Origin of the sequence: Streptomyces sp. NPDC059142 (genome assembly GCF_042755665.1) — a bacterium.
Taxonomy (GTDB): domain Bacteria; phylum Actinomycetota; class Actinomycetes; order Streptomycetales; family Streptomycetaceae; genus Streptomyces.
Window position 1 is genome coordinate 520 of sequence record NZ_JBHZDA010000017.1, and the last position, 20,595, is coordinate 21,114.

A 20,595-nucleotide genomic window follows, 5' to 3' on the forward strand; every position below is an offset into this window, starting at 1 on the left:
GGTGGGGGCGCCCCCCCGGGGGGGGGGGCCGGGGACGGCGCCCCCCCCCCGGCCCGTCCCCCTGGTTCCCCCCGCGGGGGCTAAGGGAACCACACCCTCCTCCCTCTCTCTTCTCCCTCCCTCCCCTCTGCATCCGGAGCCCCCATGCGCAGGTGCCCGCCCCTCCGGGGCCGTACCGCCGTCATCACCGGCGCCGCGCGCGGCGTCGGCGCCCAACTCGCCCGTACGCTCTCCGAGCGCGGCGCCCGGGTCGCCCTCGTCGGCCTGGAGAAGCGCGAACTGGCCCGAGTCGCGACGGAGTTGTCCGGCGAGACCGCGTACTGGCACGTCGATGTCACCGACGCGGACGCGCTGCTCCGTACCGCACGCTCCGTCGAGGCGCTCTTCGGTACGGTCGACATCGTCGTCGCCAACGCGGGCGTCGCGGGCGGCGGCCTCTTCCGGCACACCGACCCCGAGGCATGGCGGCACGTCGTCGACGTCAACCTCTTCGGCAGCGTCAACACCGCCCGCGCCTTCCTGCCCGCGCTGATCCGCTCGCGCGGCTACTACCTCCAGATCGCCTCCCTCGCCGCCCTCGCGCCCACCCCGCTCATGACGGCCTACTGCGCCTCGAAGGCCGGCGTGGAAGCCTTCACGCACTCCCTGGAGGCCGAGTGCGCGCACCACGGCGTACGGACCGGGGTCGCCTATCTGAGCTGGACGGACACCGACATGGTCCGCGCCCCGGAACAACAGGCCGCCCTCGGCCGCCTCCGCTCCGATCTGCCCTGGCCCACCCGCCGCACCTACCCCCTGGCCCCCGCGGTGGACCGCGTCACCGACGGCATCGAACGCCGCGCCCGCCACATCTACGCCCAACCCTGGCTCAGGGCAGCCCAGTTCCTCCGCGCCACCCTCCCGTCCCTGGCCACCCGCAACGCCCGCGGAGCCGTACACGAACTGGAATCCCACCCGCCCACCCCGGAGCCCGCCCCGCTACCGGCACAGGCTCCGGCGGTCGCGGGTCCGGTGGGGTGACGCCGGGGCCGCCGAGGGAGGGTAGCGCCGAGTCGTCGGTTCGCTCCAAAGCGCCATCAAGCAGGTACTTCGGACGCTAGTGTTCACTTCTCGCACCGCACTTGTGCGGTGCGTCACATGAGCGCGACGTGATGGGCCGCCCGTTCGGGGACGCGGCGGCCCCGTAGTGGGGGGTGCGGCACCATGCACGAGATGACCAAGGGAGCCAACGTCGGGCTGGGGTCTCTGAGCGAGGACGCCACGACGGTCCGGGTGGGGCTGAGCTGGAGCAGCGAGACCGGTGACGGTGACGCGGACGTCTCCGTACTGCTCCTGGGGGACCGGGGGAAGGTCCGCAGTGACGCGGACTTCTTCTTCTACAACAACCCGGTGGCGGAGGACGGCAGCGTACAGCTCCTGGGCAAGACGCCGACGGACAGCGGCAGCGAGGACCGGATCAGCGTCGACCTGTCGGTGGTCCCGGAGGACGTCGCGCGGATCGTCGTGGCGGCCAGCCGGGACGAGGGGGAGCGGTTCGGGGACCTCAACGGACTGCGGTTGACGGTCGCCGACCGGAGCGGTGAGGGGCTCCTCGGGTTCTCCATCGACGACGCGGGGGCCGAAGGCGCCTTCGTCTTCGGGGAGTTCTACCGCCGGGGCGGTGAGTGGAAGTTCCGGGCCATCGGACAGGGGTACGAGACGGGGCTGGCCGGTCTGGCGACGGACTTCGGTATCGACGTCGACGACGCGGCGGAGCCCGTGGAGACGGTGGAAGCCGCGGCGGACCCTGCCGTCGGACGTCCGGCAGCCGCCAAGCCCGCCGAGGAACCGGCGGGTTCGGGGAGTGCGGAGGCCGCGGCACCTCCCGCTGTCGTGCTGCCGGCTCAGGCGGCGCCGCCTGTGGAGCAGGCCGCACCGGCCGTGCGTCGCCCCCGTACCGTACGGAAGAAGGTGACCCTGCCCAAGGTCGCCAAGAAGACCCTGGCGGAGAACGACACCTGGCGCTCCGCGCGGTTGTTCCCCGTGCCCTCGCTCAAGAGCGACCGCGAGCGCGAGACGCGCGCGACCTCCGTGCTGCTGTCCGTGATGGCCCAGGTTCCCGAGTTCGGGCGGCGGCTCACCGCCGGATTCGGGGCGCCGGCCGGACGGATGGAGACATTCACCGAGGTCTCCCTGCCGTACGGCGACGCCCGTACCGGCGAGTCCAGGAAGCGCCCCGACGGGGTGATCCGGGTCGAGCGGGCGGGAAAGCTGTGGACGGCCCTGATCGAGACGAAGACGAACGGCAATCCGCTCAAGGCGCAGCAGGTGCAGGACTATCTGGACATAGCGGCCAGGCGTGGGTACGAGGCGGTCATCACGCTGGGCAACGATGTCGCGCTGGAGGGCAGCCCGCTGGTCGACGTCAAGATCGACGGTCGGCGCAAGCACAAGGTCGTGCTGTGGCATCTGTCCTGGGCGGAGGTGGCGCACCAGGCGCAGTTGCTCATCCGCCACGAGGGCGTCGGGAACGCGGCGCACGCCTGGCTGCTCCAGGAACTGCTGCACTACCTCCAGCACGAGAACTCCGGCTGTCACGGGTTCCAGAACATGGGCCCCGCCTGGGTTCCGGTCCGTAAGGCCATCGACGACGAGACGCTGTGCCAGGGCGACCCGCGGGCCGTGGACGTGGTGGAGAGCTGGGAGAGGCTGGTCCGGCAGGTCTGTCTGCGGCTCGGTGGCGAACTGGGCCAGAAGGTGCTGCCCGTGCAGCGCGTACGGCGGGCGGCGGATCCGGCGGCCCGGCGCGGCGCGCTCGCCGACCTGCTCTGCCGGGAGGGGCGGCTCCACGCGGAACTGCGGATCGAGGGCATCCAGGGGATCCTTGCGCTCACCGCGGATCTGCGCACCGGCAAGCTCCGTACCTCCGTCGACATCCCCGCCCCCGACCAGGGCTACCCGCTCACCTGGGCGAAGCGGCTGATCCGGCAGCTCTACGAGGCACCGGCCGATCTGCATGTACGGACGCTGCTGGCGGAGCACGGCGACGGGCCGCGCGGCACGCTGGAGCGGCTGCGTCCCGAGCCGGCGGATCTGCTGCCGAAGGGCGGCGGCGAGATCACCGGTTTCCGCCTCTCCCTCATCAAGAGCATGGGGGTCACGCGCGGCACCGCCGAGACCGGCTTCATCCGGAGCGTCGACGACGCGGTGGACCGCTTCTGGGGCAGCGTCGTCACGCCCCTGGAGCGGCGGCTCGCCCCGGTCCGCCCGGCGGCGCGCCAGCCGTCGTCGCCCGCGCCGTCCCTGTCGTCGTCCGGGATTCCGGGGTGACGCCGGGGCCGCGGAGGGGCTGAGGCCGGTGGCGGTCGCGCGGTGGCTCCGTCGCGTCCGGCGACGGGGCTCCGCGAAAACCCGTGGGGGAGGAGGGGCGGCCACTGCTACCGTTCCGGTGGCCGTGCGAGAGACCGAGGAGGTGGTACCCGTGAACGCAGTATCGACATGGGTGCTCCCCTCCGGGGTCACGGTCGGGCGGTAGACAGGCCGTCCGGGAGCGCCGTTCAGCGCACTCCCGAAAGGCACGACCATGCAGGTCACTTCCGAGCGACGCCTCGACGACGGCGTCCTCGAACGCGAATTCACCCTCGACGGGATCCCCGGCATCCTGTGGACCCCCGCACCCGCCTCCGCACCGGCTCCACTCATCCTGCTCGGGCACCCTCCCCTCGGGCTGCGCGGGATGTACCCCCGGCTGGTGGCACGGGCCCGGCACTGCGCGGTGTCGGGCTTCGCCGCGGCCACCATCGAGCTGCCCGGCAGCGGCGAGCGGCCCCGCCTGCCCGCCGTCGAGCAGGCCCGTGCCGAGCTGCGCCGGGCCATGGAGGCAGGCGAACCGGTCGGCGACGAGACCATCGACGCCCTGGTCCTCCCGCTGGTCGACCGGGCGGTCCCGGAGTGGCGAGCCGCCCTGGACGCCCTTCTCGCGCTGCCCGGCATCGGCGGCCCGGTCGGGTACTCGGGGGGACTGATCTCCATCGGCATCCGGCTGGCGTCGGCCGAGCCCCGTATCTCGGCCGCCGTCCTGTTCGCCGGGAGCCTCGTACCCCGCGCCGTGTTCGCGGAGGCCCGGCAGGTCACCGTCCCCCTGCACGTCCTGCTCCAGTGGGACGACGAAGGGAACGACCGGCAGGCGGCCCTGGACCTGTTCGACGCGCTCGGCTCCGAGGAGAAGTCCCTGCACGCCCATCTCGGCGGTCACACCGGCGTTCCGCGGTCCGCGGGGGAGGAGGCGACCCGGTTCCTCGCCCGGCATCTGACGTGACACCGGCCCGCCGCACCGACGGCGGACGCCGACCCGGACCGGCCGGGACCGTCACTCACCGAGGACAGGTCCCGGCCCTCCGCGGGCCGCCTTCGGGCCACGGCTGTTGTTGTCGGGCTCTGCGGACCTAGGCTCGCGTGAACCCGTGGCTGCGCTCCACTTTCGCCACATGCAGCGTGTAGCTCTGGTACCAGTCGGCTCGCCCACGCTTCTGCGCCGCGCGGTGCTCGGCGTTGCTCCGCCACTCCGCGAGGGCATCGGCGTCGCGGAAGTACCCGACGGTGATGCCCAGCCCGCCGGGGGTCTGCGCGTGGTCCATCCCCAGGAACCCGGGGACGTCCTTCACCAGGTCTTCCATCCGTGCGCTGGTCTCGCCGTACCCGCTCTGGTGCGGGGTGCGCACGGCGGTGAAGACGGCCACGTAGTAGGGGGGTTCATATGCCTCGACGGGTGCGACAGTCGCTTCCGAGTGATCGCTCATGGCGTCACCGTAGGACGGCTCGCGCCCGGCGAACCAGAGACTTTGCCGAACGGGATCCATGACGGATCAGGATCTCGCCCGAAGCCCGTTCGGCCGCTCCTCCCCCGGGGGCGCCAGTACGCCGGTGGGCGCGGTCAGTTGTGGTGGGCCCGGACGGCGTTGTCGTACTGGAGGGCGGTGTGGAAGGTGCGCCAGGCGGCGGGGGTGATGCGGAGGACGGGGCCGCGCTTGGCCTTGGAGTCCCGTATGGCGATGGTGCCGGGTATGTTGTCGGCCACCTCGACGCACTCGCCGTTCAGTTGGCTGTAGCTGGACTTTCTGAAGTTGAACAAGGCACTCACTCGCTTTCCTTGCCGATGCTCTCGATGAGCTGCGCCGAATCGTAGGGCGCGAGACTTACCGAACACAGGCGTCCGAAGAGTGCCGTGTAGGCGGCGCTCTCTTCCAGACCCTCGGTCCAGTTTGTACCGGCAAGGCCGTCCATGTGCACCACATCGATCGCGCCCTCCTCGGCAAAGGAGAGGATGTTGAAGGAGCCCCCGTTGACGGGGTAGCCGTTCGACCGCAGTGGCAGCACTTGGATCTGGACGTTGGGGAGTTCCGTCAGGTCGCGTATGTGGGCGAGCTGCGCCTTCATCACCTGAGGCCCACCTCTGAGTTGGCGGAGCGCCGCCTCCCAGATGACCGCGTGCACCTGCAACGGTTGTTCGCCGTGCAGACGTGCCTGCCGCTGCCGCCGTACATCAACGACCCGTTCGATTCCGTTGATGTCGTCCGGCAAGAGGGCCGAGACAGACATGGCTCGGGTGTACTCCGGCGTTTGGAACAAGCCGGGAATCAGGGCGAGTTGCCAGCAGCGCACCCTCAGCGCCACGTCCTCCATCGCGATGTACTCACGCAGGTTGTTCTGGTCGAGCGCGTTCCACCAGCCCTTCGCCCTGCGCCGCTCGCGGTCCAACTTGGCCAGTCCGAGCAGACTCGTGACGATCGCTTCGTCCTCGACCCCGTACAGCTTGCACAGCGCGATGATGTCCGGGTCCCGGAACGGCACCCAACCTCGCTCCATCTTGGCGACCTTGGCCGCCTTGGCGCTGAGTACTTCCGCCGCAGCCGACTGGTTGAGGCCGGCAGCTTCACGGAAGGCCAGTAACTGGCCGCCCAACTGCCTCGCCAGCACGGTTGATAGGCGGTTCGCTGAACTCCCGCGCCTCTCTGTCACCACTCACGACCTCCCGATGTCACGCACAGTCTGCTCCCGCCCTCAGCGAGCCACAATCACCCATGCGGGGATATTTATCCGCGCGATATTGTCCGGTATGGATTCGAGGCGCTACGTTCAGTACGCAGTCGCTCGCTCAGCGGAGCCGTTCGGCGGAAGTGCACCGCCCTGCCCTGCCTCACGGCAGCCGTAGGCCCTGGTATCGCCACCACCGCGCCTCCGTCCGTACGGGCAACGTCCCCGACCGCACGTGGAGGTGCGCGTCCATGTCTTCGCCGCTTGAAAGCCCAGCGTCCGAGCCCGTGTTGTACGAGGACCGGCTGAACTACACCCCCGTGGCCGGCAGTGTGAGCCTGGCGCGGCATCGGACGTCTCGGCTCATCGCCCAGTGGGGGCACCCCGAACTCGTCTGGGCCACCGGCCTGGTGGTGAGCGAGCTCGGGACGAACGCCCTGCTCCACGGGTGTCTGCGGGACCGGTTCTTCCAGGTCGCCGTCGTGCTGCGGTCCACCGTGTTCCGTATCGAGGTCAGCGACCCGCGTGGAGAGCGGCTTCCTGTGCTGCGGGCCGCCGGTGAGGAGGAGTGCTTCGGGCGAGGGCTGGCGCTGGTCGTCCAGGTCACCGACCGGTGGGGCACGGAGCCCCGGGTCGTCGGCAAGACGGTGTACGCCGAGATCGACCTGAAGCCCGAGCCGTCCGACGCGCTGCCCCGGAGGTGATCGCGGTCATGGTCGACGAGACGTTCTGGGGCGTCGTCGCGCTCTCCATCAGTCTCATCGCACTGGTATTCGGCGTGTTGTACGCGACCCACGGGCGTCCCGGGGCGGAGGAGGGCGCCCCGGATCCGCCGTTCGTCGCGGCGGAGGAGACGTACTCGTACACCTGCCACTGCCATCGCGAACCGGTGCACATCACCATCCGTGCCCGCCAGGTGCCCCGCATGGTCGGACGTGGACGCTGGCTGCCGTGACGGCTACTTCCGCAGCAGCAGGGTGATGCCTGCCACCACCAGGCCGAGGGCCACCGCCGACGCCCCGTAGGCCAGGCGGTGCGACTTCAGGCCCGGGAGGAAGCGGTCGGCGGCGATGCGGCCGGGGCCGGTGAGGGCCAGGGCCGCGGCGCCCGCCGTGAGCAGGAGCTCGTACTCGATGCCGGCCGGGGCGAAGAAGCTGCCCGTGCCCTTGACGGCGATGGCGTTGACCATCGTGCCGACCACGGCGGCGCCCATCAGCGGGGTGAGCAGGCCGATCGCCAGGCCCAGCCCGCCCAGGGTCTCGGTGAGCCCGGCCACCACGGCGAACGCCTTGCCGGAGGGGTAGCCGCTCATCGTGAAGAACGCGCCGGTGCCGTCCAGGCCGCCGCCGCCGAACCAGCCGAAGAGCTTCTGGCTGCCGTGCGCGGCCATCGTCAGGCCGAGGACGACGCGGAGCAGCAGCAGGCCGACGTCGTAGGCGTGGGGCGTGGAGGCGTGGGCGTCGTCACCGGAGGCGGAGCCGGGGCGGGACAGGGGCGCGAGGGTGGTGGGGGAGGGCATGGGTGCGTTCTCTCCTGGGGTGAAGGGGGTGGGGGCCGCTTCGGTGGGGCCGTTCCGAGCTTCCTTGAAAGTTTAAGCAAAGGCTCGCGTTCACGACCGTACACAGTGATTTGAATTTGAACAACCGGTGCCTAGGATGGCGCCATGGACGAGCCCCGCTGGCTGGACGCGCACGAGATGGCCGCGTGGCGCGGCTTCATCACCGCCGGAACCCTGCTGGAGCGCCGCCTCGACCAGCAGCTCAAGGAGGACGCGGGCCTCTCCCACCCGCAGTACGAGATCCTGGCCCGCCTCGGTGACGCGCCCGGCGGTGAGCTGCGCATGAGCGGTCTGGCGGACCTCCTCCTCACCTCCCGGAGCGGTGTCACCTACCAGGTCGGGCAACTGGAGAAGGCCGGTCTCGTCACCCGCCGGGCCTGTCCCTCCGATGTGCGCGGTGTCATCGCCGCCCTCACCGACGCGGGCCGCGAGCGGCTGCGCGCCTCCGCGCCCGGCCATGTCGCCCTCGTACGCGAACTGCTCATCGACGTCCTCGACCGCGCCCAGCTCGCCGCCCTCGCCGACAGCCTCGGCGCCGTCAGCCGGCGATTGCGCGACGGCGCGCCGAGCGGCTGAGGACCGGCGACAACCTGATCGGTCCTCCACCGCGTTCCACTGAGGTGAGCGATCGAACAGGATGGCGAGGGCGGGCCGATGGATCCGGGCGACGGCGACTTCGAGGCGTTCGTCACGGCCCGGGGGCCCCGGCTGCTGCGCGTGGCGTGGCTGCTCACGGGGGATGCCCATCTCGCGGAGGACCTGCTCCAGAGCACGCTCGCGAAGGTCTGGCCCAAGTGGTCCCGGATAGCGGGCGAGCAGCCGGAGGCGTACGTACGCAAGGCGATGGTGCATCTGCACGCCTCCTGGTGGCGGCGGCGCTGGCGCGGGGAGCTGCCGTACGGCGAACTTCCGGACGCGGCGGCGCCGTTCGACCCGTACGCGAAGGTGGACCTGGAGCAGTCGCTGGCGACGGCCGTACGGTCCCTGCCGGTGCGGCAGCGGGCGGTGGTCGTGCTCCGCTACTTCGAGGACCTGAGCGTCGAGGACACCGCCGCCGCCCTCGGCTGCTCCACCGGCACCGTCAAGAGCCAGTCGTCCCGTGCGCTGCGCGCGCTGCGGGTCCTGCTGCCCGCGCCCGTGGAAGGCGGTGACCGCCGTGGGTGACCCAGGTGCGGACCAGGACGGCGGGGGGACCGCCGAGGAGCGGGAGCTGCGGGTCCTGCTCGAACGCGTCGCGCCCCGGCCGGCCGGGCCCGAGGACCGGCTGGCGCGGGTACGGGAACGGGTCGTCCGGGGACGCCGCAGGCGCCGCAGCGCCGGAGCCGCCGCGGTGGCCGTGGCCGGGCTCGCGCTGGCGGGGGCGCTGCTGCCCGGTGTGGTGCGCGGCGGCCCCGAGCGGGTGCTGCCCGCCGCCACCGTGCCCGGCCCTGTCACCGGCGTGCCCGGCCCCGACGCCACCGCGGCCCCCTCGCCGTCCACGGCACGGGACCGGTCGGGTGAAACACCGGTCCCGGACGGTGCCCGGGTCGGCTTCGCGCACCTGGGGGGCCTGACGCTGCGTCCGCCCTCCGGCTGGTACGCGCTCGACCCGTCACCGGGCGACGGACCCGGGGCGGCTGCCGGGGGCTTCGTCTCGTCCCGGCCGTTCGTCCCGTACGACGGGAGCTGCCCGGCCGGTCGGAGCGGCGACTGTCCGCCGCTGCGGACGCTCGGTCCGGACGGCGCGCTGGTCACGCTGGCCGGGCAGGGGGCGGACCTCCCGCCGGGGACGGTCGGGGCCCGGTCCGAGCTGCACCGGTCGGAGCAGGTCTCCGGCGGCTGCCGGCGGATCGGCGGGACGCGCGAGTACAGCGCCCTGGTGGGCCGTACGCCGGACGCCTCCGACAGCCCCACCCCCGCCCCCGACGGGGAGCGCACCGCCCCTCCCGAGTCCCCGGACCCCGTCCCGACCGGCCCGGTCGCCGCCGTCTCCCTGTGTGTCGCGGGCGACGCGCCGGGGACCGTGGAGGCCGTCCATACGATGATCACCGGCGCAGACTTCGACGGAGGAACCGCACTTCCGTCCCCTCCTCCCGCCTTTCCCCGGGACACGAAATGAGAGGCCCGTACATGTCTGTGCGCACTGTTCGCGGAGGATCACGGCTGGCCGCCGCTCTGCTGGCGACCGGTCTGCTGCTCACCGGCTGCGCGGGCGGCGGGGACGGCGTGCGCGACGCGGGCCGGGCGGAGACGGCGGACAAGGCGGGGACGGGTTCCCGTCCGGCGTCCGGTTCCGCCGCCTCCGCGAACGGCGCCGACAAGGGCGGCGGCGCCGGCACCGGCGGGTCCGCGCCGCTGGAGGCGCGCGGGGCCGACGCGCGGGAGATCCCCGGCCTCGGCCCGGAGACCCGCGCCCAGATCCCCGACGACACCCGTCAGGCCGTCGTGGTCACCGGCATCAACCGCGACTCCAACCTCGCCTCCGTCGTCGTCCACGAGCGCGACCCGGTCTCCGGCTGGGCGCCCGTCACCGACACGTGGCCCGCGCACAACGCGCTGGAGGGGTGGACCGACGACCACAACCAGGGCGATCTGCGCTCACCGATCGGTGTGTACGGGCTGACCGACGCGGGCGGCCGGCTGGCCGATCCGGGGTCGCGGCTCCCGTACGACCAGGGCCCGGCCTTCTCCGTCTCGGGCACCGGGTTCGAGGGCGAGCCGCTCGAAGGCTCCTTCGACTACGTCGTCGCGATCAACTACAACCGGGTGCCGGGCACCACCCCGCTCGACTGGACCCGGCCGCTCGGTGACGACAAGGGCGGCGGCATCTGGATCCACGTGGACCACGGCGGGCCCACCCAGGCGTGCGTCTCCGTGCCCGTCGACCGGATGAAGGAGCTGCTGCGCACGCTGGACCCGGCGAAGAAGCCGGTGGTGGTGATGGGCGACGCGGACTCGCTGGCGCTCTGACCTCAGGGGCCTTCGGCGGCCGATGGCGGGTGAGGGGCGGTTCACAGCTCACGCCCAGCTCGCTGCCAGCTCGGCTCCCTAGCCTCCCCTGTCATGACAGAGACACAAGAGCCTTTGGGGAAACGGGACTTGATGCGCCGCAGGGCGGTGCTCGCGGGCGGTGCGGCCCTCGCCGCCGGTGGTATCGCCGCCGTGGCGGTCAGCTCCGCCTCGGCGGGCGAGGACCCCGCGGCCTCGTCCACCGGTACCCGGTCCGGCGCCGCCGCCACCGGTGGCGAGGAGTGCTACCGGCTCACCTCGCAGACCACCGAGGGGCCGTACTACATCGACGCCGACAAGATCAGGAAGGACATCACCGAGGACAGGGAGGGCATCCCGCTCACCCTGCGCCTCAAGGCGATCGACTCGGAGACCTGCAAGCCGCTGCCGGGCGCGGCCGTCGACATCTGGCACTGCGACGCGCTGGGCCTCTACTCCGGTTACGAGGACAGCTCCACCGGCGGCGGCCCGCCGCCCACGGGCGCCCCGCCCACCGACGCCCCCACCGACGCCCCGACGGACACGCCCACCGGGACGCCGCCGACCGGCGGGCCCGGGGGTCCGGGCGGTCATCAGGAGCCCACCGACGAGAAGCGGTACCTGCGGGGCACCTGGCTCACCGACCGGCACGGCTTCGTCGAGTTCAGGACGGTCTTCCCCGGGTGGTACCGGGGCCGCGCCGTGCACATCCACACCAAGGTGCACGTCGGCGGGAAGATGACCGACGCCGGGTACGAGGGCGGGCACACCTGCCACACCGGCCAGTTCTTCTTCGAGGAGGCCGCGGTCCTCGACTCCGCCGAGATCGCGCCGTACTCGACCAGTACGACCGAGCGCACCACGCTCACCGAGGACACCATCTACGACCAGAGCGGGGTCCAGGGCGGGCTGCTGAAGCTCTCGTACCGCAGGAACGACATGGCGCGCGGTGTGGTCGCCACCCTCACCATGGGCGTCGACCCGGACGAGACCCACGACGGCACCGACCTCTGAGCCGTCGGACCGTGGATCCGTCGGACGGCCGACCCGTCGGACCGTGGACCCATCGGTCCGTCGGCCCAACGAAGCAGGGCCCGGGACCAGGCGTACCAGCCTGGTTCCGGGCCCTGCCCCGTGCACGGGTGTACGGCGTTACGCGGCCGGCTCCTCCAGGCGCGGGAAGAGCACCGCGCCCTTCGTCACCGTCGCGCCGGCCGGCAGCAGGCCCCATGTGCCCGCGTCCTGGACCCGCTGGCTGTCGAGCGCGCCCAGCGACTCCGCCGCGCCGAGCGAGTCCCACAGCTTCTGCGAGGTCTCCGGCATCACCGCGTTGAGCAGGACGGCGAGCGCCCGCAGCGACTCCGAGGCGGTGTAGAGGATGGTGGCGAGCCGCGCCCGGCCCTCCTCCGAGTCGTCCTTGGCGACCTTCCAGGGCTCCTGCTCGGTCAGATAGCCGTTGACCTGCTTGACGAAGTCGAAGACCGCGGCGATCCCGCCCGCGAAGTCCAGCTCCTCGCCGATCTTCCGGTCGGCCTCGGTGACGGCCTTCGCCAGCCCGTCCCGTACGGCCTGTTCGGCGTCGCCCGGGGCGGCGTCGGCCGGCAGCGTTCCGCCGAAGTACTTGCCGACCATGGCCGCGACGCGCGAGGCGAGGTTGCCGTAGTCGTTGGCCAGCTCGGAGGTGTAGCGGGCGGTGAAGTCCTCCCAGGAGAACGAGCCGTCCTGCCCGAAGGCGATGGCCCGCAGGAAGTACCAGCGGTACGCGTCGACGCCGAAGTGCGAGGTCAGGTCCTGCGGCTTGATGCCGGTCAGGTTCGACTTCGACATCTTCTCGCCGCCGACCATCAGCCAGCCGTTGGCCGCGACCCGGCCGGGAACGGGCAGCCCCTGAGCCATCAGCATGGCGGGCCAGATGACCGAGTGGAACCGCAGGATGTCCTTGCCGATGAGGTGGACGTCGGCGGGGAAGGTCGTGTCGAACTTCTCCTGGTTGGCGCCGTAGCCGACCGCCGTCGCGTAGTTCAGCAGGGCGTCGACCCACACGTAGATCACGTGCTTCTCGTCCCACGGCACCGGGACGCCCCAGTCGAAGGTCGAGCGGGAGATCGAGAGGTCCTGGAGGCCCTGCCGGACGAAGTTCACGACCTCGTTGCGGGCGGACTCGGGCTGGATGAAGCCCGGGTTGGCCTCGTAGTGCGCGAGGAGCTTGGGACCGTACTCACTCAGCTTGAAGAAGTAGTTCTCCTCCTTGAGGATCTCCACCGGCTTCTTGTGGATCGGGCACAGCTTGACGCCGTCCTCGTCCTCGATCAGATCGCCGGGGAGCTTGTACTCCTCGCAGCCCACGCAGTACGGGCCCTCGTAGCCGCCCTTGTAGATCTCGTCCTTGTCGTACAGGTCCTGCACGAACTCCTGCACACGGGCGGTGTGGCGCTTCTCCGTCGTCCGGATGAAGTCGTCGTTGGCGATGTTCAGGTGCTCCCAGAGGGGCTTCCACGCCTCCTCGACGAGCTTGTCGCACCACTCCTGCGGGGTCACCCCGTTCGCTTCCGCGGTGCGCATGATCTTCTGACCGTGCTCGTCCGTGCCGGTGAGGTACCACACCTTCTCGCCGCGCTGGCGGTGCCAGCGGGTGAGCACGTCGCCTGCGACGGTCGTGTAGGCGTGGCCCAGGTGAGGAGCGTCGTTGACGTAGTAAATGGGGGTGGTGACGTAGTACGCCTTCCCACCCTGCTCTTCGGATCCAGTGGCCGCCATGCTCGAAATGGTATCGGCCCGGAACGGGTCCCTTCACATCGATAAACCACCGTTGCTACCCGGTGGAGACCTCAGGGAAACAGCCGCCGGGGTAGACAGGCACATCCTGGGAGGGAATGGGCATCATGTACAAGGCGGGGCGTCGGATGAGCAGTGGGGCGCGTACGGAGACGGACAAGGGCACGGGGGCCGGTGGTACGGGGGCGGAGCCGGGGCCCGGGCCGGCGCCGGGGCCGGGGAACGAGACAGGGGACGACAGCATGCGTGTACTGGTCGCCGAGGACGAGGAGGTCCTGGCCGAGCTGGTGGCCACCGGGCTGCGCCGGGCGGGGTTCGCCGTCGACACCGTGTACAGCGGGGACGCCGCCCTCGCCTACCTGGGCCTGCACGACTACGACGTCGTCGTCCTCGACCGCGACCTGCCCCGTGTCCACGGCGACGACGTCGCGCGCAAGCTGGTCGCCGAGTCGTCCCGTACCCGCATCCTGATGCTCACCGCGTCCGCCTCCCTGGAGGACCGCGTCGAAGGGCTCGACCTGGGCGCCGACGACTACCTGGGCAAGCCCTTCGACTTCCCCGAACTGGTGTCGCGGGTGCGCGCCCTGCGGCGGCGCAGCGCCCGGCCCGTACCGCCGCAACTGGAGCGGTACGGGGTGCGCCTCGACTCCGTACGGCGCACCGCCTCGCGGGACGGGGTGGCGCTGGACCTCTCGCCCAAGGAGTTCTCCGTCCTCCAGATCCTGATGGAGGCGGACGGGGTGCCCGTCTCGGCCGAGGAGCTGCTGGAGCGCGCGTGGGACGCGCACGCCGACCCGTTCACCGGGGCGGTACGGGTCTGTCTGAGCAAGCTGCGCGCGAAGCTGGGCGACCCGCCGCTGATCCGTACGGTGCCGGGAGCGGGGTACGCGCTGTGAGCCCCAGGCCCGTGGGGTCCGAGACCCCGGTGGGCCGGCCCGCGCGCCCCGCGGCGCCGGAGCGGGGCGGGTGGCTGCGCCGGCCGCTGTCCGGCTCGACGATCCGTACGCGTATCGCGCTCGTCTACGGCGGTGTCTTCCTCGTCCTCGGCGGCTGCCTGCTCACCATCGTCAACCTGCTCGCCGGGGCGGGCACCCAGACGGAGGCCGCGGAGATCGCCGCCCGGGTGGCGCCGGCGCAGGTGGCGCCGGTGTTACAGCCACCGTCGGTGACACGGCTGATCGGCGAGCAGCAGATCGCGCCCGTCACCGTCACCCAGGTCGCCGACAACGTCACGAACGCGGCCTCCGACGAGATGGTGTTCTGGTCGGTCGTCGCGCTGCTGGTGATGGCGGCCTGCGCGGTGGGCGTGGGGTGGTGGACGGCGGGCCGGGTGCTGCGGCCGGTGCACGCGATGACGGACAAGGCCCGCAGGCTCTCCGAACGCAATCTGCACGAGCGGATCAGCGCGCGCGGCCCCAACGACGAGCTGAAGGAGCTGAGCGACACCCTGGACGCGCTGCTGGCGCGGCTCCAGAAGGCGTTCGACAGCCAGCGCCGCTTCATCGCCAACGCCTCGCACGAACTGCGCACCCCGCTGGCGACCCAGCGCACCGCGATCCAGGTGGGCCTGGACGACCTGTGCTCGCCGGACGAGCTGGCGCGGACGAAGGAGACCCTGCTCGACAACAACCGGCGCAGCGAGAAGCTCATCGAGGGGCTGCTGGTGCTGGCGCGCAGCGAGCGCGAGGTGGACGACCCGGAGCCGGTCGACCTCGGCGAGGCGGTCGCGGAGGAGACCGTGCGGTGCGGGGGTGATGTGTCCCTGACGGTCAAGGACGCCGAGACGGTACGGGGCAACCGGCTGCTGCTCGGCCAGCTCGTGGGGAATCTGCTGGCCAACGCCGTCACGTACAACGTGCCGGGCGGGACGGTGGACGTGGAGGTGACCGGCGCGGTCCTCGTGGTGCGGAACACGGGGCCCGAGGTCGCGGCGGCGGACGTGCCCGCGCTGTTCGAACCGTTCCGGCGGGGCGAGGGCCGCGACCGGATGGGGCGCGGCGCGGGGCTCGGCCTCTCGATCGTCCGGTCGATCACGGAGGCGCACGGCGGGACGGTGGACGCGGTGCCGGGCGGTGACGGCGGCGGTCTGGTGGTGACGGTGACGCTGCCGGCGCAGCCCCCGCCGCCGGCGCCCGAGGGACGGGGGAGGCGCGCGGCGGGGGACTGAGCGACGTACGGCGGCGGTCCTGGCGTACCAGGGTGGTGCGCCGGGGCGGTGCGGTGGGGTGGTGCCGTAGGGCGGTGCGGTGGCCGCGGTGCTACTCCTTGGGCGCCTGCGAGATGCGGACCGTGCTCCCCGAGGGGTCGCGGAACGCGCAGTCGCGCGGGCCCCAGGGCTGGTCGATGGGCTCCTGGAGCACCTCGGCGCCGGTGGCCCGTACCTTCTCGAAGGCCGCGTCGACATCGTCCGTACGGAAGATGATCTGCTGGAGGACGCCCTTGGTGAGCAGCTCCTGAAGGGCGTCGCCGTCGGCCTGGGAGCGGCCGGCGTGCGGCTCGGAGAGGACGAGTTCGACGTCCGAGGGGGAGCCGCTGCCGAGGGTCACCCAGCGGAACTCGCCGGAGGAGACGTCGTTGCGCACCTGGAAGCCGAGCGCGTCGCGGTAGAAGGCGAGGGACTCGTCCATGTCGTTGACGGTGATGTTGCAGTACTGGAGTGCGATGTTCGTGCTGTTCATGCGATCCACGCTAGACGCGGGCCGCGTGGACCGCTTCTTCAATCCTGACCGGTTGCCGTGGCCGGGGCGGGCCGCCGTCTGGCCGGCCGGGTGCGCTCCTTCGCCATGCAGGTGGGCATCGCCACGACGGCGTCGTGCTCGCGGGCCCGGTACGCGCTGGGCGTCATCCCCACCAGTTCGGTGAAGCGCGAGCTGAACGAGCCGAGCGAGGTGCAGCCGACCTCCATACAGGCGTCGGTCACGCTCGCCCCGGCGCGCAGCAGCGTCATCGCCCGCTCGACCCGGCGGGTCATGAGATAGCTGTACGGCGTCTCGCCGTAGGCGGCCCGGAACTCCCGCGAGAAGTGCCCCGGCGACATCAGCGCGTGGCGGGCCATGGCGGGCACGTCGAGCGGACGGGCGTACTCCCGGTCGACCAGGTCCCGCGCCCGGCGCAGATGCGCGAGTCGGGCGAGCTGCTGGGGGTCCATGGGGCGAGCGTACCGCCCGCGCCCCGTGGAGGGCCCGGCCCCGGCGGAGCAGCGGGGAGACGCCGTCCGCCGGCCGGGAGGTCCTGCTTGTCCTTGCTTGTCCTGCCGGTTCTGCCCGTCCTGCCCGTTCTTGTTACCGGGTGGCGTCGGGGCGCCAGGCGGCGAGCAGCCCGCGGTAGAACGCGGCGTCGGGCACCTCGCTCGGCACCGGGCCCGCGTGGAAGAAGCCGACGTTGGCGGTGGCCTCGTCCGCGCCGAGCTTCCGCGCGAAGTCGAACGCCTTGGAGTCCTCCTCGCCGAACGCCACGAACTGCCAGAAGAGCGGAAGCCCGGCGGCCTCGGCGAACGCCTGCTCGGCGGCGCGTACGGCGCTGGGCGCGCCGTCCGTCTGGAAGATCACCAGCGCGGGCCCACCGTCCCCGGCCCTCTCGTGGTGGGCGACGACCTCCTCGACGGCGCGGTGGTAGTTCGTACGCCCCATGCGGCCGAGGGAGCCGTTCAGTGCGTCGACCTTCCCCTCGTACGCGGAGAGTTCGATCTCCCCGGTCCCGTCGATCTCGGTCGAGAAGAAGACGACGGGGACGGTCCCGCCCTCGTCCAGGTGCGCGGAGAGCGCGAGCGCCTGCTCGCCGAGGTGCTGGGCGCTGCCGTCCTTGAAGTACGGCCGCATGGAGCCGGAGCGGTCGAGGACGAGATAGACGGTGGCGCGACGGCCGGTGTGCCCGTACTTCTTGAGCGCGGCGCCGGCGGCCTTGTAGGCGTCGGCCAGCCCGGGGGCGCGGGACTTGAGGCGCGCGAGCGAGACGGCGGGGCGACCGGGGGCGGCGGGGGCGGTGACCTCGGGGGCCGGCTCGGGGGTCGCCTCGGGCGTGGGGTCGGCGGTGACCTCGGGGGTGGGGTCGGACGTGGCCTCGGGCTGAACGTCCGCCTCGGGCGCGGGCGTTACGGCGGCTTCCGGCTCGGGCTCGGTGACGACTTCCGGCTCGGGAGCGGCGACCGGCTCGGGCGCGGTCGCGGTGACGGCTTCCGGCTTCGGCTCGGGCGTGGTGACGGCCTCGGGCTCGGGGGCGGCGACCGGCGCGGGCTCGACTGCCGCCTCGGGCTCGGGCTTCGCGTCAGCCTGCGGCTCCGCTTCCGCTTCCGCCTTCGGCTCCGGCTTCGGCTCCGGCTTCGGTTCCGACTTCGGCTCGGCCGACGCCTGCGCCGGGACGGTCGGGGTCGCCGGGGCCGCCGGTGCGTCCGGGGCGGTCGTGGCCGGTTCGTCGGTCGCGCGCGGGCGCGACGCCTGCGACGGCACGCTGCGCTCCGGCTCGCCGGGGCGGGCGTTGTCGAACGCCGCCGCCACCAGATCGGCGGCACCGGCGCCGACCCCGGCGCCCGTTCCGGTCCCGGCGCTCGCCGTCGCGGGCGACTTCCGCGCGGAGGCCGACTTCTCCGTACGGTCCGCCTGGGACGGTACGGAGACGGACGCCGACGCCGACCCGGCGGTGGAGGCGGAATCCGAGGACCCGGCGGAGGCCGTGGAAGAGGAGGCCGACGAGGGTGAAGCGGAGGCCGTGGCCGACTCCGTGGCCGGTTCAGGGGCCGGGTCGGCCGCCGCGCCCGGCGTCGCGTCCGGCGCCGATGCCGACCCGTTGCGCTCCTCCGCACGGTCGCGTCCGAACACCTTGCGCAGCAAGCTCCGAATGCCCATGGGCGAGCCTTTCAGATGGAGGTGGGTGCGGTGTCCGCCGCCGGGGAAACGCGCATCCCTGGCCAGGGCGGATACGTAAGGTTAGCGGCCGTCCCCGGTGATCCATGGCAGGGGCGGTTTACGTAACGGGCAGAAGGGTATCGGCGCGACCTCCCCGTTGCCCCGCGTTAACGCGCGTGCCGGGCATTACTCTCCCCGGACCACTCGGTCGACGCGCATTCACCCGTCGTTCATCTTCCGGCCGCCGCCCTGGTGGAGCCCGCGCTTAGCGTCACCGCCGAGACATCCCGACACCCTGTCGGCGCGGTGCGCGCCGAACCATCACCGGAGGCGTACGTGCGCAAGCTGCTCCCGCTGCTCAGCTCCCCCTCTTCCCCGCACCCCGGCGGCCGTTCCGCCCTGACCTGTCGTTACCGCTGTGGCGACGCCTGCTTCCACGAGGTGCCCAACAAGAGCGACAACGAGTACGTCGGCGATGTCATCGCCGGTGCCCTGTCGCGGCGTTCGATGATGCGTGCCGCCGCGGTCGTCACGGTCGCCGGTGCCGCGGGCGGCGCGGTCGTCTTCGGCCCCGGTAACTCCCCGGCCTCCGCCGCCCCGGCCGTGGGCAACGGCCCCGCCGGTCCGCAGGGCGGCCCGGCGGCCCCGGCCTACGGCGCGCGCGGGCTGCGCTTCAACCCCGTCGCGCCCAACACCGCCGACAAGGTGACGATCCCCGCCGGCCACAGCCAGAACGTCGTCATCCGCTGGGGCGACCCGATCCTGCGCGGCGCGCCCGCCTTCGACGCGGACAAGCAGACCGCGAAGGCCCAGGCCGGCCAGTTCGGTTACAACAACGACTTCCTGAGCCTGCTCCCCATGAAGGGGAAGAGCGAGCAGGGGCGACAGCTCCTCGTGGCCAACCACGAGTACACCGACGAGATTCTGATGTTCAAGGGGTACGACCCGGCCAAGCCGACCCGCGAGCAGGTCGAGATCGCCTGGGCCGCCCACGGCCTCTCCGTCGTCGTGGTCGAGGAGGACCGCAGGAGCGGCAAGCTCACCGCGGTCACCCGCCACCAGCTCAACCGCCGTCTCACCGTGAAGAGCGAGTTCCGCCTCACCGGTCCGGCCGCAGGCAGCGAGCTGCTGCGCACCTCCGCCGACCGTACGGGCAGCAAGGTGTACGGCACGCTCAACAACTGCGCGGGCGGCACCACCCCGTGGGGCACCACGCTGCACGGCGAGGAGAACTTCAACCAGTACTTCGCCAACGGGTCGAGCCCGACCGACCTGCGATACGGCATCGGTACCGGCGCCACCGAGCGCAAGTGGGAGCTGTTCGACAAGCGCTTCGACCTCAAGCAGGAGCCCAACGAGGCGCACCGCTTCGGCTGGGTCGTCGAGCTGGACCCGTACGACCCGGACTCGACGCCCCGTAAGCGCACCGCTCTCGGCCGCTTCAAGCACGAGGCCGCGCAGCCGCGCCTGACCGCCGACGGCCGTCCCGTCGTCTACATGGGCGACGACGAGCGCTTCGACTACCTCTACAAGTTCGTCTCCTCGAAGAAGATGAAGAAGGGCGGCGGGCGCGCCGCCCACGAGCACAACCTCACGCTGCTCGACGAGGGCACGCTGTACGTCGCGAAGCTGACCGGCGACAGCCCGGCGGGCGAGATCGACGGCTCGGGCAAGCTGCCCGACGACGGCGAGTTCGACGGTTCCGGCGTGTGGATCCCGCTGGCCACCGGCGATGTCTCGCACGTCCCCGGCATGTCCGCCGACGAGGTGTACGTCTTCACGCGCCTCGCGGGCGACAAGGTCGGCGCCACGAAGATGGACCGTCCCGAGGACGTCGAGCCGTCCCCGCGCACCGGCCGCGTCTACGTCGCGCTGACGAACAACACCGACCGCGGCAAGGCGGGCAAGGCGGGCCCCGACGAGGCGAACCCGCGCAACGCCAACAAGCACGGCCACATCCTGGAGCTGGCGGAGAACTGGGACGACCCGGCGGGCGACGGCTTCGCCTGGCGGCTCTTCCTGGTCGCGGGCGACCCGAAGGACCCCGGCACGTACTTCGCGGGCTTCCCGAAGGACAAGGTCTCCCCGATCTCCTGCCCGGACAACGTCGCCTTCGACCCGCACGGCAACCTGTGGATCTCGACGGACGGCAACGCGCTCGGCAACCACGACGGGCTGTTCGGTGTCGCGACGCAGGGCGAGCGGCGCGGTGAGCTGAAGCAGTTCCTGACGATGCCGAAGGGCGCGGAGACCTGCGGCCCGATCATCCAGGACCGCCGGGTCCTGGTCGCGGTCCAGCACCCGGGCGAGGTCGACGGCGCCTCGGTCGAGAAGCCGGCGAGCACCTGGCCGGACGGCCCCGGCAGGATCGTCCGCCCGTCGGTGATCTCGGTCTGGCGCAACGACGGCCGCGACATCGGCGTGTGACGCCGGTCGTGGGGC

The 20,595-nt window shown here is 72.1% G+C and carries 21 protein-coding genes; 13 read left to right on the plus strand and 8 right to left on the minus strand.

Annotation, left to right across the window (positions count from 1 at the left end; genetic code table 11):
* Positions 1–144 precede the first annotated feature (144 nt).
* From ACFXPK_RS09170 to ACFXPK_RS09180, 3 genes are all read left to right on the plus strand, one after another.
* On the plus strand, positions 145–1,020 hold the full coding sequence (locus ACFXPK_RS09170; RefSeq protein ID WP_385073281.1) for an SDR family oxidoreductase: 876 nt from the start codon (positions 145–147) through the stop codon (positions 1,018–1,020).
* 183 nt (positions 1,021–1,203) lie between these two features.
* On the plus strand, positions 1,204–3,309 hold the full coding sequence (locus tag ACFXPK_RS09175; RefSeq protein WP_385073284.1) for a TerD family protein: 2,106 nt from the start codon (positions 1,204–1,206) through the stop codon (positions 3,307–3,309).
* Positions 3,310–3,562: 253 nt separating this feature from the next.
* Positions 3,563–4,297, plus strand: coding sequence for an alpha/beta hydrolase (locus ACFXPK_RS09180; protein WP_385073287.1), 735 nt, complete (start codon positions 3,563–3,565; stop codon positions 4,295–4,297).
* A gap of 127 nt (positions 4,298–4,424) precedes the next feature.
* Here the strand turns inward: ACFXPK_RS09180 and ACFXPK_RS09185 are convergent, their stop codons facing one another.
* The 3 genes from ACFXPK_RS09185 to ACFXPK_RS09195 all read right to left on the minus strand — a co-directional run bounded on the left by ACFXPK_RS09185 (position 4,425) and on the right by ACFXPK_RS09195 (position 5,955).
* A complete protein-coding gene (locus tag ACFXPK_RS09185; protein WP_385003143.1) occupies positions 4,425–4,778 on the minus strand; it encodes an antibiotic biosynthesis monooxygenase family protein in 354 nt (117 codons plus the stop codon).
* Positions 4,779–4,912: 134 nt separating this feature from the next.
* Positions 4,913–5,119, minus strand: coding sequence for a DUF397 domain-containing protein (locus ACFXPK_RS09190; protein WP_385073290.1), 207 nt, complete (start codon positions 5,117–5,119; stop codon positions 4,913–4,915).
* Entirely contained in the window at positions 5,116–5,955 is an 840-nt protein-coding gene (locus ACFXPK_RS09195) for a helix-turn-helix domain-containing protein (protein WP_385073293.1), read from the minus strand. Before ACFXPK_RS09195 ends, ACFXPK_RS09190 begins: the two co-directional genes overlap by 4 nt.
* 308 nt (positions 5,956–6,263) lie before the next feature.
* Between ACFXPK_RS09195 and ACFXPK_RS09200 the strand changes: the two genes are divergently transcribed.
* Both ACFXPK_RS09200 and ACFXPK_RS09205 read left to right on the plus strand, forming a co-directional pair.
* A complete protein-coding gene (locus tag ACFXPK_RS09200; protein WP_385073296.1) occupies positions 6,264–6,716 on the plus strand; it encodes an ATP-binding protein in 453 nt (150 codons plus the stop codon).
* Positions 6,717–6,724: 8 nt separating this feature from the next.
* On the plus strand, positions 6,725–6,967 hold the full coding sequence (locus tag ACFXPK_RS09205; protein ID WP_385073299.1) for a hypothetical protein: 243 nt from the start codon (positions 6,725–6,727) through the stop codon (positions 6,965–6,967).
* Positions 6,968–6,970: 3 nt separating this feature from the next.
* On the opposite strand, the gene ACFXPK_RS09210 is transcribed toward ACFXPK_RS09205, so the two are convergent.
* Positions 6,971–7,531 carry a DoxX family membrane protein gene (locus ACFXPK_RS09210; protein WP_385003128.1) on the minus strand — a complete coding sequence of 187 codons (561 nt, stop codon included), beginning with the start codon at positions 7,529–7,531 and terminating at the stop codon, positions 6,971–6,973.
* A gap of 144 nt (positions 7,532–7,675) precedes the next feature.
* On the opposite strand from ACFXPK_RS09210, the gene ACFXPK_RS09215 reads away from it, so the two are divergent.
* From ACFXPK_RS09215 to ACFXPK_RS09235, 5 genes are all read left to right on the plus strand, one after another.
* Positions 7,676–8,146, plus strand: coding sequence for a MarR family winged helix-turn-helix transcriptional regulator (locus ACFXPK_RS09215; RefSeq protein ID WP_385073302.1), 471 nt, complete (start codon positions 7,676–7,678; stop codon positions 8,144–8,146).
* Positions 8,147–8,224: 78 nt separating this feature from the next.
* On the plus strand, positions 8,225–8,734 hold the full coding sequence (locus ACFXPK_RS09220) for a SigE family RNA polymerase sigma factor (protein ID WP_385073305.1): 510 nt from the start codon (positions 8,225–8,227) through the stop codon (positions 8,732–8,734).
* Positions 8,727–9,668: a hypothetical protein gene (locus ACFXPK_RS09225; protein WP_385073307.1), complete on the plus strand. Its 942-nt coding sequence runs from the start codon at positions 8,727–8,729 to the stop codon at positions 9,666–9,668. Before ACFXPK_RS09220 ends, ACFXPK_RS09225 begins: the two co-directional genes overlap by 8 nt.
* Positions 9,669–9,679: 11 nt before the next feature.
* Positions 9,680–10,519, plus strand: coding sequence for a hypothetical protein (locus tag ACFXPK_RS09230; RefSeq protein ID WP_385073310.1), 840 nt, complete (start codon positions 9,680–9,682; stop codon positions 10,517–10,519).
* A gap of 93 nt (positions 10,520–10,612) precedes the next feature.
* Positions 10,613–11,551: an intradiol ring-cleavage dioxygenase gene (locus ACFXPK_RS09235; protein WP_385003114.1), complete on the plus strand. Its 939-nt coding sequence runs from the start codon at positions 10,613–10,615 to the stop codon at positions 11,549–11,551.
* Positions 11,552–11,689: 138 nt separating this feature from the next.
* Here ACFXPK_RS09235 and metG read toward each other — a convergent pair whose 3' ends face one another.
* Complete coding sequence (metG, locus tag ACFXPK_RS09240) at positions 11,690–13,294, minus strand: methionine--tRNA ligase (protein WP_385073313.1); 1,605 nt, start codon at positions 13,292–13,294, stop codon at positions 11,690–11,692.
* Positions 13,295–13,554: 260 nt separating this feature from the next.
* Here metG and ACFXPK_RS09245 point away from each other — a divergent pair, with 260 nt between their 5' ends.
* Together ACFXPK_RS09245 and ACFXPK_RS09250 are read left to right on the plus strand one after the other, a co-directional pair.
* Entirely contained in the window at positions 13,555–14,208 is a 654-nt protein-coding gene (locus ACFXPK_RS09245) for a response regulator transcription factor (protein WP_385003108.1), read from the plus strand.
* A 74-nt stretch (positions 14,209–14,282) separates the two neighbouring features.
* On the plus strand, positions 14,283–15,479 hold the full coding sequence (locus tag ACFXPK_RS09250) for a sensor histidine kinase (protein ID WP_385073467.1): 1,197 nt from the start codon (positions 14,283–14,285) through the stop codon (positions 15,477–15,479).
* A 91-nt stretch (positions 15,480–15,570) separates the two neighbouring features.
* Here the strand turns inward: ACFXPK_RS09250 and ACFXPK_RS09255 are convergent, their stop codons facing one another.
* The 3 genes from ACFXPK_RS09255 to ACFXPK_RS09265 all read right to left on the minus strand — a co-directional run bounded on the left by ACFXPK_RS09255 (position 15,571) and on the right by ACFXPK_RS09265 (position 18,153).
* Complete coding sequence (locus tag ACFXPK_RS09255) at positions 15,571–15,990, minus strand: VOC family protein (protein ID WP_385003105.1); 420 nt, start codon at positions 15,988–15,990, stop codon at positions 15,571–15,573.
* Between the two features lie 38 nt (positions 15,991–16,028).
* Positions 16,029–16,460 carry a helix-turn-helix transcriptional regulator gene (locus ACFXPK_RS09260; RefSeq protein WP_385073317.1) on the minus strand — a complete coding sequence of 144 codons (432 nt, stop codon included), beginning with the start codon at positions 16,458–16,460 and terminating at the stop codon, positions 16,029–16,031.
* Between the two features lie 133 nt (positions 16,461–16,593).
* Positions 16,594–18,153: a VWA domain-containing protein gene (locus tag ACFXPK_RS09265; RefSeq protein WP_385073320.1), complete on the minus strand. Its 1,560-nt coding sequence runs from the start codon at positions 18,151–18,153 to the stop codon at positions 16,594–16,596.
* A 336-nt stretch (positions 18,154–18,489) separates the two neighbouring features.
* Between ACFXPK_RS09265 and ACFXPK_RS09270 the strand changes: the two genes are divergently transcribed.
* Positions 18,490–20,580, plus strand: a complete 2,091-nt coding sequence (locus ACFXPK_RS09270; protein WP_385073323.1) for a PhoX family protein — start codon at positions 18,490–18,492, stop codon at positions 20,578–20,580.
* Positions 20,581–20,595: the final 15 nt, after the last annotated feature.